This is a genomic window from Corallococcus sp. AS-1-12, assembly GCF_020036995.1.
Taxonomy (GTDB): Bacteria; Myxococcota; Myxococcia; order Myxococcales; family Myxococcaceae; genus Corallococcus.
Map to the genome: position 1 here is coordinate 48856 of NZ_JAIQDD010000021.1, position 17402 is coordinate 66257.

The 17402-nt window shown below is 71.7% G+C and carries 14 protein-coding genes; 11 read left to right on the forward strand and 3 right to left on the reverse strand.

The annotated features are described in order from the left end of the window. Window positions 1–9 precede the first annotated feature (9 nt). The 3 genes from K8556_RS27200 to K8556_RS27210 all read left to right on the forward strand — a co-directional run bounded on the left by K8556_RS27200 (window position 10) and on the right by K8556_RS27210 (window position 6215). The gene (locus K8556_RS27200) at window positions 10–777 is read left to right on the forward strand and encodes a DUF3592 domain-containing protein (RefSeq protein WP_223743021.1); all 768 of its coding nucleotides are present in this window, start codon (window positions 10–12) and stop codon (window positions 775–777) included. 84 nt (window positions 778–861) lie between these two features. Then, window positions 862–2619, forward strand: coding sequence for an N-acetylmuramoyl-L-alanine amidase (locus K8556_RS27205; RefSeq protein WP_223743022.1), 1758 nt, complete (start codon window positions 862–864; stop codon window positions 2617–2619). 23 nt (window positions 2620–2642) lie between these two features. Then, the gene (locus K8556_RS27210; protein ID WP_223743023.1) at window positions 2643–6215 is read left to right on the forward strand and encodes a DEAD/DEAH box helicase; all 3573 of its coding nucleotides are present in this window, start codon (window positions 2643–2645) and stop codon (window positions 6213–6215) included. A gap of 325 nt (window positions 6216–6540) precedes the next feature. Here the strand turns inward: K8556_RS27210 and thiD are convergent, their stop codons facing one another. The 3 genes from thiD to K8556_RS27225 form a co-directional block, all read right to left on the reverse strand. Continuing rightward, entirely contained in the window at window positions 6541–7350 is an 810-nt protein-coding gene (gene thiD, locus K8556_RS27215) for a bifunctional hydroxymethylpyrimidine kinase/phosphomethylpyrimidine kinase (protein ID WP_223743024.1), read from the reverse strand. Between the two features lie 44 nt (window positions 7351–7394). Next, entirely contained in the window at window positions 7395–8405 is a 1011-nt protein-coding gene (locus K8556_RS27220) for a hypothetical protein (RefSeq protein WP_223743025.1), read from the reverse strand. Window positions 8406–8482: 77 nt separating this feature from the next. After that, window positions 8483–9193: a TVP38/TMEM64 family protein gene (locus K8556_RS27225; RefSeq protein WP_223743026.1), complete on the reverse strand. Its 711-nt coding sequence runs from the start codon at window positions 9191–9193 to the stop codon at window positions 8483–8485. 348 nt (window positions 9194–9541) lie between these two features. Here K8556_RS27225 and K8556_RS27230 point away from each other — a divergent pair, with 348 nt between their 5' ends. From K8556_RS27230 to K8556_RS27265, 8 genes are all read left to right on the forward strand, one after another. Then, complete coding sequence (locus tag K8556_RS27230) at window positions 9542–9988, forward strand: general stress protein (RefSeq protein ID WP_223743027.1); 447 nt, start codon at window positions 9542–9544, stop codon at window positions 9986–9988. 39 nt (window positions 9989–10027) lie between these two features. Beyond that, window positions 10028–10366 (forward strand): hypothetical protein, encoded by a 339-nt coding sequence (locus tag K8556_RS27235; RefSeq protein WP_223743028.1) that lies wholly within the window; start codon window positions 10028–10030, stop codon window positions 10364–10366. A 32-nt stretch (window positions 10367–10398) separates the two neighbouring features. Further along, entirely contained in the window at window positions 10399–11634 is a 1236-nt protein-coding gene (locus tag K8556_RS27240; RefSeq protein WP_223743029.1) for a sodium:proton exchanger, read from the forward strand. After that, complete coding sequence (locus K8556_RS27245; RefSeq protein ID WP_223743030.1) at window positions 11631–12929, forward strand: cation:proton antiporter; 1299 nt, start codon at window positions 11631–11633, stop codon at window positions 12927–12929. The genes K8556_RS27240 and K8556_RS27245 overlap by 4 nt, the downstream gene beginning before the upstream one ends. Window positions 12930–12984: 55 nt before the next feature. Next, entirely contained in the window at window positions 12985–13605 is a 621-nt protein-coding gene (locus K8556_RS27250; RefSeq protein ID WP_223743031.1) for an L-threonylcarbamoyladenylate synthase, read from the forward strand. A gap of 23 nt (window positions 13606–13628) precedes the next feature. Further along, complete coding sequence (locus K8556_RS27255; protein WP_255652275.1) at window positions 13629–14615, forward strand: hypothetical protein; 987 nt, start codon at window positions 13629–13631, stop codon at window positions 14613–14615. A 61-nt stretch (window positions 14616–14676) separates the two neighbouring features. After that, a complete protein-coding gene (gene xerD / locus K8556_RS27260) occupies window positions 14677–15612 on the forward strand; it encodes a site-specific tyrosine recombinase XerD (RefSeq protein WP_223743033.1) in 936 nt (311 codons plus the stop codon). Between the two features lie 257 nt (window positions 15613–15869). Next, window positions 15870–17393 (forward strand): hypothetical protein, encoded by a 1524-nt coding sequence (locus K8556_RS27265; protein ID WP_223743034.1) that lies wholly within the window; start codon window positions 15870–15872, stop codon window positions 17391–17393. Window positions 17394–17402: the final 9 nt, after the last annotated feature.

The following is a 17402-nucleotide window of genomic DNA, read 5'->3' on the forward strand; positions in this document are numbered from 1 at the left end:
GCTCCCGCCATGCAGCTCGCCATCCCCCATGCCCCTCGCGGTGTCCGGCTCTCCCAGGTGCCCGGGGCGGTGGCACGTCTGGTGCGCGGGGTGGTGCTGGGCCTGGCGATCATCGCGGTGCTGGGCCTGGGCGCCAGCTACGTCGGCCGGTACTTCATCGAGGAGCAGCGCTTCACGTCCCGCGCGGAGCTTGTGGACGCGGTGGTGGGCGCCAGCCACGCGCCGCCCGTGCATGAGCGCGAGGACGCGGAGGGCACGCTGGACGTCCTCTACACGTTCGCCAACGAGGCTCACTCCGTGTCAGGGGTGCGCACGAGCGCGGACCACGCGGCGGGCCTGGGCCACGGCGCCAGGGTGCAGTTGCTGGTGGATCCGTCCCAGCCGGGGCGCCCCCGCGAGGCGACCCACGCGCGGGCCCAGGCGGCCCGGGTGGGCCTGCTGCCCTGGGGACTGGGCCTGGGCGCGCTGGTGGCCCTGGGCGGCTTCGTTTGGGAGGTGCGGCGGCTGTGGCGCCGGGAGGTGGTGCCCCTGCGCCTGGGCGCGCTGGTGTGGCTCACCCCGGATGACGGCTACCTGCCGGAAGGGAAGGGCGAGGCCGTCTTCCCCGCGCACTTCTTCCGCCAGGACGTGAAACACGCCGTGCGGGCGCGCTGCCGCCCCCAGCGGGCCCCGGTGCGCAACGGCGGCAAGGTGCTGGCGGCCGTGGTGCCCTCCGAGCCGGGCTGGTGCCGCGTCATCGACGAGGAGCTGGCGCGGACGCTGGGCTGGGTGCGCTGACGGACGGACAGGTGGGGTTGAAAAGTTGCTGGCCCCCGGAGGCCGTGTGACACACGCCTGTAGCTGCAACGTCCGGAGGCTCTCATGCGCGTTCGCTTCTCCCACTTCGTGCTGCCCGTGCTGCTCCTCACGGCCCCGAGCGCCGTCGGAGCCGCCAAGCGCAACGAAGCGGAGGAGGCGTACCAGCAGGCCCGCCGCGCCTACTACGCGCTGAAGGACGACGCGTCCCGCCGCAAGCTGCGCCACCACTGGCTCAACGTGGTGCACCGCTTCGAGTCCGTGGCCACGCGCTTCCCCAAGAGCGACCGCGCCCCCGATGCCCTCTTCACCGCGGGTGACCTGCTCCAGGAGCTGAGCCGCATCTCCTTCGTGGACGAGGACCTGCAGGCGGCCATCACGGACTACTCGAAGCTGGTGGAGGCGCACCCGAAGCACCGGCTCGCGGACGACGCGGCGCTGGCGCTGGCGCGCATCCACGTCAACCGCCTGGACAAGCCGGAGGCGGCCCGGAAGATCCTCAACGAGTCCCTGGCCACCAACCCCAAGGGCGACCAGGTCAAGGAGCTCAAGTCGCTGCTGGCCTCGCTGCCGCCGCCCAGCAAGACGCCGCCCGCGAAGCCCACGGTGAAGCCGCTGCCCCCGGTGCTGAAGCCCACGCCGGACACCGCCGTCGCCGCCGCGCCCCCCAGCTCGCCGCTGGTGGACGCCATCTCCAAGCTCGCCCGCGAGCCGTCGCCGGTGCCGCACACCACCCCGGTCCCGGCCCCCGACACCGCCGCGAAGGACGCCACGGCGAACATCGTGGACGCGCCCACCGTCGCCGACCGCGCCAATGACGTGAAGGACTCCGCGAAGGCTCCGGAGGCGGTGGCGTCCGGGACGTCGCAGCCCCCGAAGCCGGAGGTCCGCGTGGAGGTCGCGGCCGTGGCGTCGAAGGCGCCCGCTCCGCTGGTGGACAGCGCCCCGGTGGCGCCGAAGCCCGCCGCTCCGGAGGCCGTGGCCTCGTCGAAGACGGCGCGTCCGGCGTCGCCCGCTCCGGAGGCGCCGCGCCCGGTGACTGCGCCGGTGGACGCGCAGGTGGCGCAGGCGCGGCTCAAGGCGGTGGCGAAGCAGTCCCGCCACGCGGAGCTGACGCTGGCGGAGCAACTGGGGCTGAAGGTGCGCCGCGTGGTCATCGACGCGGGCCACGGCGGCCATGACTCCGGCGCCATCGGCAAGGCGGGGACGAAGGAGAAGGACGTGGCGCTGGCCATCTCCAAGAAGGTCGCGGACGGCCTGCGGGAGAAGGGCCTGGAGGTGGTGCTCACCCGCGACGACGACACGTTCATCCGCCTGGAGGACCGCGCGAAGCTGGCCAACGAGGCGCACGGCGACCTGTTCATCTCGGTGCACTGCAACTCGGCGGCGACGCACAAGCTGCGCGGCATCGAGACGTACACGCTCAACACGTCCGCGGACCGCTACTCCATCCGGCTGGCCGCTCGCGAGAACGCGTCCTCGGAGAAGGGCATCAGCGACCTCCAGTTCATCCTCGCGGACCTGGCCACCAAGGCGAACACGGAGGAGTCGAGCCGGCTGGCGAGCGCCGTGCAGCACAACCTGGTGACGGGCCTGTCCGGCAAGTACGACGGCATCAAGGACCTGGGCCACAAGGAGGCGCTGTTCTACGTGCTCCTGGGCGCGAAGATGCCCGCCATCCTGGTGGAGACGTCCTTCCTGTCGCACTCGGAGGAGGAGAAGCGCCTGGCGTCCGAGCGCTACCAGGACGAGGTGGCGAAGAACATCGTGCTGGGAGTGGAAGAGTTCCTCGGTGATCGCCGCCGCGTGGCCAAGGTAGATTGACGCGTTCGTCGTCGTCAGTCCCCATGGCCGAGCAGTCCCCTCCGTCCAGCCCCAGGCCCTCGCCGGCCCCCCACGCGCCCCCGTTCCAGACGGAGGCGGAGCTGCGCGCGTGGCTGCAGGCGGAGGGCCTGGAGCACCTGGGCCGCCTGAGCCTGGCGCTGCTCACGCCCCGCGTGGAGGCCGCGTACCTGCCGCAGGTGCGCGCGGTCATCTCCCGCCGCAGGCTGGTGGAGCTGCTGGCGCAGGACTCGCTCGACCGCTGGACGGCGGAGATGCTGCCCACGCCGCGCATGCGGGACCTGCTGCCGAGGCTCGCCTGGCGCTACGTGGAGGACGAGCGGCAGGGCGCCATCGAGGCCCGGGCCTCCGTGGCGGAGCGGCTGGAGCCCCCGGCCGACATCCGCACGCACGCGGTCCACGGGCTGCTCCTCGCGTGGCGCGCCCGGGTGCCGTCCAGCGTCGCGCCGCGTCCGGAGCGCGCGCTGCCGCTGGAGGCGCTGGTGGAGGAGCCGGACCTGCCGGGCTTCCGCCTCAAGGAGACGCGCATCTCCGAGCTGCCCGTGTCCCCGGCGGGCTCGGGCTTCATCCTCGCGGAGGCGCGGCTGACGTTCAGCCCGTCCAGCGTGACGGCGGACTGCACGTGCGGCGCCACGTTCTGCGTGCACCAGTTGGCGGCGGCGGACACGGCGCTCCTGTGGCTGCGGCAGCGCTGGACGGAGGCCTTCGGCGAGACGCTGGAGGAGCTGGTCCGGCCCGCGTGGGCGCGGACGCTGCGCGCGCTGGAGCGGGCGGTGGAGGAGAGCCCGGGCGGCGGCGGAGGCGTGGAGATCTCCTGGCGGCTGGACGTCATCGAAGGGTACGGCGTGGAGGTCGCGCCCTACGTGCACCGGCGCACGAAGAAGGGCCAGCGCACGCCGGGGACGAAGGTCGGCCGGCGCAAGCTGCTCCAGGAGTACGGCTCGCAGTTGAGCCCCGCGGACTCGCGCATCGCCGCGCTGCTCCCGGACAGCACGGCCCCCGCGTCACGCGCGCTGCTGTTCGAGCTGATGGATCACCCGCGCCTGTCGCTGGAGGGCACGCAGGACATCCCCGTGCGCATCGAGCGCGAGAAGGTGGGCCTGGTCGCCGAGGACCGGAGCGGCACCGTGGTGGTGAACGCGGGCGTGGACGGCACCGTGCTGCCCACGCCGCTGCTGGAGCGCGTGCGCAAGGCGAAACCGGAGGACGCGGTGTTCCTCTGGGACGACGGAGCGCACGTGCTCACGGTGCTGGACGTGAGCCCGGAGGTGCGCGCCATGGCGACGGTGCTCCAGCGGCACGGCAACGCGTTCCCCCCGGAGAGCCACGGGGCGCTGCTGGAGCACCTGTCGAAGCTCTCCGGACGCCTGCCGGTGTCCATGCCCCGCAGCGTGATGGGGGAGTCCATCGCGCCGCAGCAGCTCCCGGTGCTGCGGCTGGAGGGACAACCCGGCGGCGCGGTGCGGCTGGAGCTGCGGCTGCGCGCGCTGCCGGACGCCCCCGCGCTCCTGCCCGGCAACGGGGCGCGCGACGTGCACGTGCGGCGCGACACGCGGTCCTTCCACGCGGTGCGCGACTTCGCGCGCGAGCTGGCGGTGGCCGAGGCGCTCCAGTCCCAGCTTCCCTTGAAGACGGCGGAGCCGCAGGAGCTGCCGTTCTGCTTCCTCTTCCACAGCGCGCAGGGCGGGCTGGCGGTGCTGGCCGCGTGCGCGGACATGGAGCCCCGGCCGGAGCTGGAGTGGGTGGGCGCGTCCATGCGGCTCATGCCCAGCCGGGGCGCGGCCGACCTGAAGGTCGTCCTGGAGCGCAAGCGCGAGTGGTTCGGCGTGATGGGCGGCCTGTCCGTGGAGGGCGAGCGGGTGGAGCTGGCGCGGCTGCTGGACTCGGCCCGGCGCAGGGAGCGCTTCGTCCAGGTGGACGCGCGCACCTGGGTGGAGATCGAAGCGGCGCTGCGCGAGCACCTGGAGCGGCTGGCGGATCACGCGTACCTGTCCCGTCACGGGCTGGAGGTGGGCCCGTCCGCGGCGGAGGCCCTGACGGCGCTGGGCACCGCGGGCGCGCACATCGACGCGGACGTGTCCTGGAAGTCGCTGGTCGAGCGCATCTTCGCGGCGAAGGACCTGAAGCCCCGGGTGCCCGCGACGCTCAAGACGCAGTTGCGCGACTACCAGTTGGAGGGCTTCCGCTGGCTTGCGCGGCTGGCGTCGTGGAACGCGGGTGGGGTGCTCGCGGACGACATGGGGCTGGGCAAGACGGTGCAGGCCCTGGCCGTGCTGCTGGAGCGCGCGAAGCACGGGCCCGCGCTGGTGCTGGCCCCCACGTCGGTGGCCTTCAACTGGCGGGATGAGGCGAAGCGCTTCGCGCCGTCGCTGAAGGTGACCCTCTTCTCCGACTCGGACGACCGGGGCGGCACGCTGGAGCGGCTGGGGCCGCGGGACGTGCTGGTGCTCAGCTACGGCCTGCTCGTTCGCGACATCGAGCGGCTGGCCGCGCTGCGCTTCTCCACCATCGTCTTCGACGAGGCCCAGGCGCTGAAGAACGCGGCCACGCAGCGCTTCCGCGCGGCGCGGGCGCTCCAGGGCGACTTCAAGTTCGCGCTGTCCGGCACGCCCATGGAGAACCACCTGGGCGAGCTGTGGGCCGTCTTCGGCGTCGTCTTCCCGGGGCTGCTGGGCAGCCTGGAGGCGTTCCGCAGCCGCTTCGCCGTGCCGATCGAGAAGCAGGTGGACCCGACGGCGGGGCCCGCGCTGGCCCGGGTGATCCAGCCCTTCCTCCTGCGCCGCACCAAGGCCCAGGTGGAGGCGCAGTTGCCGCCGCGCACGGACGTGCACGTCCCCGTCATCCTGTCCCCGCCGGAGTGGACGCTCTACGAGGACGCGCGCCTGGCGGCCCTGTCCGACCTGGAGATCCGCAAGTCGAAGATGAAGGACCAGGAGCGGCGCATCGAGGTCCTGGCGGCGCTGACGCGGCTGCGGCTGCTCGCGTCGCACCCGCGCCTGTACGACAAGACGTCCAAGCTGGAGTCCTCCAAGCTGGAGCGCTTCCTGGAGCTCGTCCAGGAGCTGCGAGAGGAGGGCCACCGTGCACTGGTGTTCAGCCAGTTCACGTCCCACCTGGCGCTGATCCGCGAGGTGCTGGACGCCCAGGGCGTCGCCTACGAGTACCTGGACGGCTCGACGCCGGCCGGCGAACGGGCGGAGTGCGTGCGCGCCTTCCAGGAGGGCGACGCGCCCCTGTTCCTGATCTCACTCAAGGCGGGCGGCTTCGGCCTCAACCTGACGGCCGCGACCAGCGTCATCCACCTGGACCCCTGGTGGAACCCCGCCGTGGAGGATCAGGCCTCCGATCGCGCCCACCGCATCGGCCAGCAGCGCCCCGTCACCGTCTACCGGCTGGTGGCACGCGGGACGATTGAAGAACAGATGCTCTCCCTCCATGAGCAGAAGCGGGCCCTGGTGGCCGGCGTGCTGGAGGGCAAGGACGCCGCGGCCCGCCTGTCCACCCAGGAGCTGCTCGGGTTGCTCGCGCAGCGGCTGCCGGGCATCGACGGGCTCGATTCCGACGCGACGAAGCACTGAACGCTCTTTCCGTGGTTTTTCGCGGGGGCGTTCGTGCGCCTGAACGGGCACTGAACAGAATTTTAGCCATTTCCGCCACGCGGCGAACTGAACGGTCGAGCAGTCCCAGGTTCCTGATCGGTCATGCCTACATGAAACAGTGATCAGGTGGGAGGGGCGCGCCGTCTTTCGGTGGACACACCCGCCAGATCAGGAGCGCCATGCCCACATGATCGCGCTTTCAGCGGGTCGCAACCCACCCAATGAAACATGTATCAATAAAATACATGTTTCACTTTGGGGCATCTACCATTAAATGCAATTGATTGCATTTGATGCCTGTGTTTCAGCCGTGAATCAGCGGGAAGAAGTGGCCGATCGGGCCGTTCCCGTGGCCCACGGCGAGCGGGTAGCGCAGGGCGGAGGTGACGTACTCCTTCGCCAGCCGCACGGCCTCCAGCGGCGCGGTCCCCAGCGCGAGCCTCGCGGCGATCGCCGCCGACAGCGTGCAGCCGGTGCCGTGCGTGTTCGGCGTGTCCACGGGCGCCACGGACAGCGTCTCCATGCGCGTGCCGTCGAACCACACGTCCGTGCCGCGCAGCGCGCCGGGCATGCCGCCGCCCTTCACCAGCACCACGCGGGAGCCCAGGGCGTGGATGCGCCGGGCCGCCTCGCGCATGTCCTCCAGCGTCTGGATGTCCATGCCCGCGAGCAGCTTCGCTTCATGGCGGTTGGGCGTGAGGATGGCCGCCAAAGGCAGCATGCGCGTGCGCAGCGCCTCCACGGCCTCGTCGTCGATGAGCTGCGAGCCCGCGCGGGACACCATCACCGGGTCCACCACGATGGGCCCCAGCGACACGCGGGCCAGTTGACTCGCCACGGCTTCAATCAGCGGGCGCTGGGCCAGCATGCCCACCTTCACCGCGTCCACGCGCATGTCCGACGCGACGGCGTCCACCTGCGCGGTGACGGACTCGGGCGGCAGCAGGTCCACGCGGGTGACGCCCCGCGTGTTCTGCGCGGTGATGGCCGTCACGGCGCTGGTGCCGTGCACGCGGTGGAAGGAGAAGGTGCGGAGGTCGGCCTGGATGCCCGCGCCGCCGCCGCTGTCCGAGCCGGCGATGGTGAGGGCGGTTGCGACAGGGAAGGGCTTCATGGGCGCGGCATCCTAGCCGCGCCCCGGCGCACGCGACCCTGGAACTAGAAGCGGTTCTGCCGGGCCTGGTCGAAGTCCACGCGGTGCTTCAGGTAGAGCGTGTCCAGCATGTGGTTGCTGATGGGGTTCAGGTTTCCGTCGGTGAAGCGGTGCACCACCGCGCCCTTGCCCGCGTCCTTCAGGAAGGCCAGCGGATCCACGTCGCCGCCCAGGCCGGTGAGCGTGGGCACGGGGTCCGCGTTGTTGACGTAGTGCACGTACTGGGGGCCGTCCGGGTACTTCGTGGACGCGGCGCCGAAGGTCTCCACCTGCAGGTGGCTCAGCTTCGCCTCCACCTGCGCCGGGGACAGCCCGTCCTCCACGCGCAGCCGCTTCGCCACGTCGTTCAGCGCGCGCGCCGTGATGAGGCCGCCCTGGCTGTAGCCCACCAGGTGCACGTCACGGCCGGCCTTCAGCTCCGAGTAGAGCGTGTCCGCCAGCGTGTCCACGGCGGGGTTGCGGCCCTTGTCCAGCTTGTCCGTCACGCACTGGCCCAGGTCCTTCACCAGGCCTTCCGTCGCGTTGTGGATGCCCACCACCTTCGCGCCGGAGCTGTCCGCCAGCGCCTGCATCTCGTTCAACTGCCCCGACGTGGGCGTCATGATGCCGTTGACGTAGAGGATCGTCTTGTCCGGGTTCGGGTCGTTCTTCGGCGTGACGCCCGGCACGTCGCCTGGCTTCGTCGTCGGCGGGAGCACCTTGCCGCCCGCGCCCACGAACATGCCGTCCTGCGCGCGGTCCGGCTTCGCGCCGCCAAAGAGGCTGGTGATCTCCCGCACCGTGGTGGCGTTGAAGACGTTCGCGCCCATCTCCACGAAGCGGGGGATGTCCTTGATGCCGCCCACCGCCGCGTCGATGAGGCCGCCCAGCAGGTTCTTCCGCTGCGCCGGCTGCTCGAAGGAGGACTTCTGGAACGCGGGCTGATGCGCCGCCGGCTTCTTCCCGAGCGGCTCCGCGGCCGTCTTCGGGGTGGAGGACGGCACGGCGAGGGAGCGGGTGCGGTCGATCGTGCTCATGGGAACCTCCAACCACCGGGGGAAGTGGGTCTGGGGAGGTTATCCCCATCCGGCCCCGGAAGTTGCGTCCCCTCGCGTCACGGCGTGGTGAGCGCCTGCTTCGTGGCGGGCAGCCCGCGCGTGGCCTCGGCTTCGGAGGTGTTGGACTCCACCGACGCCTCGTGGACCTCCTTGTAGAACCGGCGGCCGAAGATGACGCCCAGCACCAGCGACACCACCATGCCCACCGCGGACACCACGGTCATCACCGTGCGGCCCTGCGCCAGGCCGCTGCCGAACTGCGCGGTGAGGAAGGTGCCCGGGATGGTGCCCAGCACCACGCCCAGCACGGACGGCCAGAAGCGCGCGCCGCTCGCGGCCCCGGCGATCAGCATGATGTCCGTGGGGCACAGCGGGTTGAGGCACGCCAGGAACGTGAACTGGAAGTCGTGCCGCCGCGCCGCCTTGGCGATGGCCGCGTACTTGCTGCCGCACAGGCGCTGCATGGGCCGCGTGCCCAGCTTGCGAGCGACGAAGTAGAGCAGGGTGGCGGACAGGAAGCTGCCTGTTAGTGAATAGAGGGTCGCGGCAAGGGTTCCGAACATCATCCCGCCCACCGCGGTGAGCACCTGACCCGGCAGGAGCGTCAGGGGCCTCACGGCCAGGAAGGCCACGTAGGCCAGGGGGGCGTAGTCGCCCAGGGGCAGCAGCACCTCCCGGATGGTGCGCTGATCGATGAAGTCCGGCCCTAAGAGCCGGAGCATCACCAGACCGCCAATGGAGACGACCATGGGCGCGAGGATCCGCAACCAGGTCTTCAGCCCACTCCTGACGCTCGCCAATGCAACCTCCCCACACCCGCCAGACCCATGTGTCAGGCGTTGCGCACAAGGTGGGATCCGGGCAGGGAATCGGCAACGTGGGCTGAATTGTTGTGAACAGCGAGAGCGTCCTGCCGGGCAATCACCCGTCCCGTCCGGATGCCCAGCAGGCCTGACAAGCGCGCGAAATCCTTGGGGATTATGCATGCAATGTCAGGAGAGAACGGCTGGCGGTGTACGGAGCTTGCTTGCATCGGGGCGCTTCCGTCCCAAGGTTTCAGGCAAGGGACACCAAGGCGCGGACGGGGTTGGGCAGTCATGAGAGGAGACACGGACATGTCGGACAAGGACAACAAGGGCAGCATGACGGTGGCCGAGGCGGGTCGTAAGGGCGGAGAGACGGTCCGCAACGAGCGCGGTCGCGAGTTCTACGAGACCATCGGCCGCAAGGGCGGAGCGACGGTGAAGGCCGAGCGCGGACGCTCCTTCTACGAGGAGATCGGCCGCAAGGGCGGCGAGACCGTGAAGGCCGAGCGCGGCGCGAAGTTCTACGAGGAGATCGGCAAGAAGGGCGGCGATCGCGTCAAGGCCACCCGCGGACCGAACTTCTATGAGGAGATCGGCCGCAAGGGCGGGCAGAAGGTCAAGAAGCTGATCGAAGAGGGCAAGCGCGCCGCCCGCGCCGCCATGGAGGGCCAGGCCGGGAATGCCCCCGCGTCCGAGGGCACCTCCGCTCCGGCGACGCCGCCGGAGGAGCCCGCGCAGCCGGGCGGCAACGAGTAACGGGGGACAGGAAGCGCGGTCTTCCGGTATGACGGCCGCGTGTACCTGGTCATCACGTTCCTCGAACAGGTGGAGACGACCGAGCGGGCGATCCGCCGGCTCCGGGAGTTTGGCATCCCGGAACCGCTGGTCATCCGAGCGCGCAGCGCCGCCGCGGCCCTGTCCGCGGAGGTCCCGGTGTTCGCCGGGCTGCGCAGCCTCGCGCTGGGCGCGGACGAGGACCGCGTCGTCCTCGTGAGCGTGCTGCCCTCCCTGCCGCAGGAGGAGCTGGACCGCATCATCCAGCGCGTGCAGTTGGAGATGGACGCGGACGACCCGCCCATGGGCCGCCTGGTGGCCCTGCCTGTCCTGGCGGCGCCCACGCATCGGCGGGGATGACGCGCGGGGGCGCGCGGGTGTAAGCACGCTGCGTGCAAGCGCTGCTCGTCTTCCTCATCGTCGCGGCGTTGTCGCTGCTCGCGTCCAGCCGGTCGCTCCTGGATCCGGGCCGCTTCCCGGCGCTGGCGCGGCTCGCGGCCAGCGGCCTCTTGTTCCTCATCTTCGGGGCCCTGCTGGGCCCGTCCCTGCTGGGCGTGCTCACCCCGCGCAACCTGGAGTCGCTGAGCCCGCTGGTGGCGCTGGGGCTGGGGACGGGCGGCGTGCTGTTGGGGCTCAACCTGGAGCCGCGCCTGCTGCGGCTGCTGCCCCGGCCCGTGTACGCGGCGGCGGTCGCGCAAGCGGGCACGGCGTTCCTCTTCGTCGCGCTGCCCCTGTCCGTCCCGCTGCTCTTGTCCATGGGCTTGAGGCCCATGATGGCGGTGGGCGCGGCGGCGCTGCTGGGCGCGGCGGCGAGCCTGTCCTCCGGCCACTTCGCGGTGCTGGGCTACCGCAACGGGCGGATGGAGCGCGCGCGGGGCCTGGGCGTGGCGCTGCTCACGATGATGGACGACGCGGTGGGCCTGGGCGTGCTCGCGCTGGGCCTGGTGCTGGGCGTCACCGGCAACGCGGCGGAGGGGCTGGGCCTGCTGTCGCTGGCGCTGCTGTTGGGCGTGGCGTGCGGGGCGCTGCTGGCGTTCCTCACGTATTCGCTGAAGGACCTGGCGGAGCAGACCACGGTGACGCTGGGCATGGTGGCGCTGGTGGGCGGCGCGGCGGCGTACCTGCGGCTGTCCTCGCTCCTGGCGGGCGTGGCCTGCGGCGCGACGCTGGCGCTGATGGGCGGGCGCACGGCGGAGCGGGTGGCGCGGGCGCTCTCGCGCGTGGAGCGGCCCACGTACCTGGTGCTGGTGTTCCTGGTGGGCAGCCACATCCAGGCGCGCGACGTGTCCGCCTGGGCGCTGTTGCCCGCGTTCGTGGGGCTGCGCTTCCTGGGCAAGGTGCTGGGGGGGAGGTTCGCGCAGCGGCTCACGGCGGGCGTGTTGGACCTGCCGCCGCGCTTCGGCTACGCGCTCATCTCCCAGGGCGGCCTGGCGCTGTGCCTGGTGGCCGAGTACGTGCTGCTGGTGCCCGGCTCGCTGTCCCAGCGGGTGCTGGACGTGGTGGCGGTGGGCGCGGTCGTCAACGAGATGCTCGCGCACGGGGCCTTCCGGCACGTGCTGGCCGCGGAGGCCCGGGCCACGGCCGCCCAGGCCACGCCGTCCGCCGGTGACGCGGAGGTGGCGGCGTGAAGGGGTCCATCTTCCGGTTGCTGCTGCTCGTGGCGCTCCTGGCGGCCATCACCCAGGCGCAGGTGGTGCGCGCGGACGCGGGCACGCCGGTGCTGCTGGCGGCGGGCGCGCTGCTTTTGTGCGGCCTGTTCGCGGGCAAGGTGGCCAAGGGCATGGGCCTGCCGCGCCTCACCGGCTACCTGCTGGTGGGCGTGGCGGTGGGGCCGTACGCGCTGGGCTTCATCCCCAACGCGGGCGTGAAGGGGCTGGAGCTGGTGAAGGGGCTGGCGGTGAGCCTCATCGCGCTCGTCGCGGGCACGGAGCTGCACCTGGGGCTCATCCGCCGGGTGGGCGCGCGCGTGGCGCTGCTGTGCGCGGCGGTGTGCGGGGTGACGTTCGCGGTGTGCTTCGGGGCGACGTTCGCGCTCAAGCCCGTGCTGCCGTTCCTGACCCCCATGACGGTGCCGCAGGCGCTGGCGGTGAGCGCGCTGCTGTCCACGGTGGTGGTGTCGTTCTCCCCCACGGTGACCATCGCCATCGTGCAGGAGACGTCCGCGCGCGGCCCCTTCACGGAGTTCCTGATGGCGCTGGTCATCATCGGGGACCTGTTCGTGATGGTGGCCTTCGGCCTGGCGGCGGGCATCACCCGCGCGACGTTCGGCGACGGGCTGGACCTGCCCGCGCTGGTGGGCGGGGTGGGGTGGGAGCTGTTCGGCTCCGTGGCCGTGGGGTGCCTGCTGGCGGTGGCCATGCTCCTGTACATGCGGGGCGTCAACCGCGAGCTGCCGCTGTTCCTCGTGGGGCTGTCGTTCGCGGCGGCCGAGGGCGGGGCGCGGCTGCACCTGTCGCCGCTCCTGGTGTCGCTGGCGGCCGGGGCGCTCATCGCGAACCTGGACGAGCGCGAGGGCCGGCGCATCCACCAGGCCATCAACCAGGCGGGCCTGCCGGTGTTCGCGCTCTTCTTCGCCGCGGCGGGCGCGGGGCTGAAGCTGGACGCGCTGGTGACCGTGGGGCCGGCGGCGCTGCTGCTCGTGGCGCTGCGCGGCCTGGCCATCTGGGGCGCGTGCCGCAGGTTCGCGCCCGCGGAGGACCCGCGCCTCAAGCAATACCTGTGGATGGGGCTCATCTCCCAGGCGGGCGTGACGTTCGGCCTGGCGGCGCTGGTGTCGCGCACCTTCCCGTCCTTCGGGCCGCAGGTGGAGGTGCTCATCGTCGCGATGATCACCGCGCACGAGCTGGTGGGGCCCGTCCTCACCCGGCGCGCGCTCCTGGGCAGTGGCGAAATCCGTGCGGAGGAGGCGGGCGGCGGCGCATAGTGGGAGCACACCCCCTCTCACGCCCGGGGGTGGCCTCTGCCAGGAGCCTGCCGTCATGCCCGCCGCCGTCGCTCCCATCCTCGAGGTGGACGTGGATCACCCCTCGCCCCGCCACGTCGCGCGCGCGGTGGAGGTGTTGGAGAAGGGCGGCCTCATCGCCTACCCCACGGACACGTACTACGGGCTCGGCTGTGATTTGAACGCCAAGAAGGCCATCGAGCGGCTGTACCAGCTCAAGGGCCGCGACAAGAAGAAGCCCCTGTCCCTGCTGTGCCCGGACCTGTCGGACGTGGCCCGCTACGCGCACGTGAGCAACTTCGCCTACCGCGCCATGAAGGGGCTCACCCCCGGGGCCTTCACCTTCATCCTGGAGGCCACGCGCCTGGTGCCGGAGGTGATGATGACGAAGCAGAAGCAGGTGGGCCTGCGCGTGCCGGACGCCGTCCTGCCCCGCGAGCTGGCCAAGGCGCTCGGCCGCCCGCTCATCACCACGTCGGCGACCCATACCGACGGTACGGTTCTCTCGGACGCGCGGGACATCAAGACGGCGCTGGGGCACGGGCTGGATCTGATCCTGGACGGTGGCGTCACGTTGAACGAGCCGTCCACGGTGGTTTCACTGATAGGCGATACGCTTGAAATCCTGAGGCAGGGCAAGGGTAGTCTGGAGTCCTGAAATCCTTTCCAGAGGGGGAAGCCTTGGCCGAGGGGGACCTACCAGCAACGCCTGTCGTGGATTCACCGGAGCGGGTGCCGGGCGCGCTCGCGCTGCTGGGCCTGTTGGTGCTCCGTCCCATTGATCTGCATTACCGGCTGCGCGAGGCGGGCATCCGCTCGCCGGCGGGCCGCATCGGGCAGTTGTGGCGGGAGCAGGCCGAGGGAGGCCGCGCCGCCGGGGCCTACGTGGCGCGGATGCTGCTCCTGCTCGTCGTGCTGTCGCCGACCCTCACGGTGCTGGCGGGGCTGGGGCTGCGGCTGATGGGCGTGCCGATGCGGGGCGTGTACCTGGTCTCCGCGGCGCTGTGCAGCGCGGTGGGGCTGGTGGTGGCGCTGGTGTCGGGGCTCGCGTCCGGGGTGCTGCTGGGCTCGCTGGCGAGCGTGTCCATGCTGGCGGGGCTGCACGCCACGGCGGGCGGCGCCTTCGGCCCGGAGCACGGCGGCGGGGCGGCGATGACGGTGGGCCTGTGCCTGGGCATCGTGTCCGGCCTGTCCGCGGGGAGCATTGGCGGCCTGTCCAGCGGGCGCGGTCCGTCCGTGCGCAACGTGCAGGTGGCGGCCATCGCGACGAGCCTGGTGCCCATGCTGGTGTGGAGCAGCGCCTCGACGGTGTCCTTCGCGGGCGCGGTGGCGGCGAGCGCGCTGGTGGCCTTCCTGACGTGCGCGTTCCGGCTGCCGTTCTACGCGCTGGAGGTGCTGGCGCAGGCGGTGGCGTACGCGGTGGAGCGCTTCACGGGGAGGCCCACGCTGCGCTGGGTGCCGGTGCGCCACCACAACCTGAGCTACCTGCCGCACCCGTTCCTCGGCCGCCACCTGGCGCTGGCGGTGCGCTCGCGGCCGGCGGAGGTGCTGGCGGTGGCGGACGCGTGCCTGCGCTCGCCGGGCAACATCCTGGTGGGCTGGCCCTGGGTGGTGGAGGCGCTGGAGCGCGCGCACGCCCAGGAGGCCTCGGCGGAGCCCCAGGCCTGAAGGCGCGGGGGGGCCGTCAGGGAGTTGCCGCGAGGCGCGCGTCCGGTAGCCTCCGGGGACCATGGAAGGACTGCTCGACGCGTTCATCGCCTTCATCCGCGCGGAGCGGGGCCTGTCCGGCAAGACGGTGGACGCCTACGCGGCGGACCTCACCGTGTACTTCGAGGACCTGCGCTCGCGCGGCAAGGAGGACGTGGCGCGCGTCACCCAGGAGGACGTGCTCGCGCACCTGGTGACGCTGGGCAAGCGGGGCCTGGGCCGCCGCAGCCAGGCGCGCCACCTGGCCGCGCTGCGCGTCTTCCACCGCTTCCTGGTGGCGGAGCGGCTGGCGGACAAGGACCCCACGGAGGACGTGGACACGCCGAAGTCCCCCCGGAAGCTGCCCGTGTTCCTCACCCTGGAGGAGGTGGAGCAGCTCCTCGCCGCGCCCGACGAGCGCTCCGTCACGGGCCTGCGCGACAAGGCCATGCTGGAGGTGCTCTACGCCACCGGCCTGCGCGTGACGGAGCTGTGCACGCTGGAGCTCAACAACGTGCAGCTCACGTCCGGCTACCTCGTCACGAAGGGCAAGGGCTCCAAGGAGCGCATCGTCCCGCTGGGGCGCGTGGCGATTGAAAAGGTCCAGGCGTACCTGTCCCTGTCGCGGCCGGAGCTGTTGGGCCGGCGCCGGGCGGAGGCGCTGTTCGTCACGCCGCGCGGCGAGGGCTTCACGCGGCAGGGCTTCTGGAAGCTGCTCAAGCGCTACGCGCTGAAGGCCGGCATCCTGAAGCCGCTGTCGCCGCACAAGCTGCGCCACTCGTTCGCCACGCACCTGGTGGAGCGCGGCGCGGACCTGCGCGCGGTGCAGCAGATGCTGGGCCACGCGGACCTGGCGACGACGCAGATCTACACGCACGTCAACGGCGCGCGGCTGCGCAAGGTGTACGACGAGTTCCACCCGCGCAGCGACGCGTTCAAGCCCAAGCCGTCCGCGCGCAAGCGCCCGGCTCCGGGGTGAGGGGGACCCTGGACCGAGGGGAGGGGCGCGGGGCGTGCGTCGCGCGCGAACGCACGCGCTTGCGGTGAAGACGCGCGCCGGGCGCTGACGCGCGCCCGCGGAAGCAGGTTCGCGGGGGAAACGACGCATTCCCGGGCGGTGGATCGCCGTGTGCAGTGCAGGACGGCGGCGGCGGACATGGCGTCCGCCGCCCTGTCGCACGGTCTCGCGTTCCACCCCACTCGGGCGCGGTGTGGCCCACGAAGGTCTGCTCGTCCATGAAGCAATCTCGCCAATTCCTGATGTCCGGCGTCCTGGGCCTCACCGGCTGCCTGGCGCTGTCCCTCTCCGCCTGCACGGTGCCGGAGGCGAACGCGGCGGAAGCGAAGCCGGCGCCCAAGAAGGCGCCCGCCGCCAAGGTGGTGCCGGCCTCCGCCACCACCCCCGAGGCGTCCGCGAAGGTCCGCACGCCGTTCGCCGCGGCCCGCGAGGCCTTCGAGCGCAACGCCGTGAACGCCAACCCCTTCGCGGACAACAACGGCAGCATCCCGCCGGCCTCGCAGTACTCGGGCCCGCTGTTCAGCCTCAGCCACGACTATCCGGCCACGCCCGTGGCGCCGCCGGCCAACCCGCCGTGGATCGCCGCGCTCAAGGGACAGCCCATCTCCAAGACGAACGCGCTCGCGTACGTCTACGCGCTGAAGAACTACATCGCGCCGTCCATGCAGACGCTGCTCTACAACTATCCCCAGTGGGATGCGGCGAAGGAGGGCTGGTACAACGAGCCGTGGCTCGCCTCCATCCGAGAGAGCATCCACGGCACGTACGTGGGCTCCGAGTTCCCCGCGTCCACCTTCGCCGCGTCCGGCCTCAAGGTCGACATGACGACGTACGTGCTGACCTACTACGACAAGGTGGCGGCGTACGCGCTGGGGCAGGTGTGGGGCAAGACGGCGATGACGCCCACGCTCACCAACACGTCCGCGCAGTTCCCGGAGGGGTCCATCGTCATCAAGGTCGCGCTGACCAGCGCGCTGGCCAAGGACTGGCCGGTGATGCAGGGCGCGTCGCTGTGGCCCGTCTACGTGCCGCCGCCCAACGGGCCCGCGGGCGCGAAGCCGCAGGTGATGAACGCGTCGATCATGCAGTTCGACATCATCGTGAAGGACACCAAGACGGCGCCCAAGACGGGCTGGGTGTTCTCCACGCTCGTCTATGACATGCGCGTGCCGGGCACCCCGTGGGACAAGATGATCCCCCTGGGCGCGATGTGGGGGGATGATCCCGACGTCAACTCCACGCTGAACCCGGGCATGCCGCTGCAGGAGACGGTCATCAACCCCGCGGCGCCCGCGTACTCCACGGCGACGCTGGGGTGGGGCGGCCGCCTCTCCGGCCCGAACGACGGCGCGGTGGTGGCGCCGGCCTCCATCAACGGGCAGATCGTGCCGGCCGTGCAGGCCTCGTCGTGCATGAGCTGCCACAGCGTGGCCGAGTGGCCCATGAAGACGTTCCTGCTGCCCACCACCACGATGCCGCCGACGACCGTGGGGGACGCGCTGGTGCTCGAGCAGCCCGGTTCGCAGGCCTGGATGAAGTGGTTCCAGGACAACCCGGGCAACGTGCCGCTGGACCCCGGGACGGTGCCCATGGACTTCGACATGGTGTTCGCCTTCAAGTCGCTGCCCGCGTGGCAGCAGGCGACCCAGGGCAACAGCGGCATGAAGGCCTTCGAGGCCGTCGATCAGCTCCGCGGCAAGCCGACCGTCAACCCGCGGGATCTCAAGTACAACGGCCAGTAGACCCCTGAC

Excerpts from the sequence above, each read along its gene's own strand:
- K8556_RS27200 (WP_223743021.1), top strand. The coding sequence starts at position 10 with ATGCAGCTCGCCATCCCCCATGCCCCTCGCGGTGTCCGGCTCTCCCAG.
- K8556_RS27205 (WP_223743022.1), top strand. The coding sequence starts at position 862 with ATGCGCGTTCGCTTCTCCCACTTCGTGCTGCCCGTGCTGCTCCTCACG.
- K8556_RS27210 (WP_223743023.1), top strand. The coding sequence starts at position 2,643 with ATGGCCGAGCAGTCCCCTCCGTCCAGCCCCAGGCCCTCGCCGGCCCCC.
- thiD (WP_223743024.1), bottom strand. The coding sequence starts at position 7,350 with ATGAAGCCCTTCCCTGTCGCAACCGCCCTCACCATCGCCGGCTCGGAC.
- K8556_RS27220 (WP_223743025.1), bottom strand. The coding sequence starts at position 8,405 with ATGAGCACGATCGACCGCACCCGCTCCCTCGCCGTGCCGTCCTCCACC.
- K8556_RS27230 (WP_223743027.1), top strand. The coding sequence starts at position 9,542 with ATGTCGGACAAGGACAACAAGGGCAGCATGACGGTGGCCGAGGCGGGT.
- K8556_RS27250 (WP_223743031.1), top strand. The coding sequence starts at position 12,985 with ATGCCCGCCGCCGTCGCTCCCATCCTCGAGGTGGACGTGGATCACCCC.
- xerD (WP_223743033.1), top strand. The coding sequence starts at position 14,677 with ATGGAAGGACTGCTCGACGCGTTCATCGCCTTCATCCGCGCGGAGCGG.
- K8556_RS27265 (WP_223743034.1), top strand. The coding sequence starts at position 15,870 with ATGAAGCAATCTCGCCAATTCCTGATGTCCGGCGTCCTGGGCCTCACC.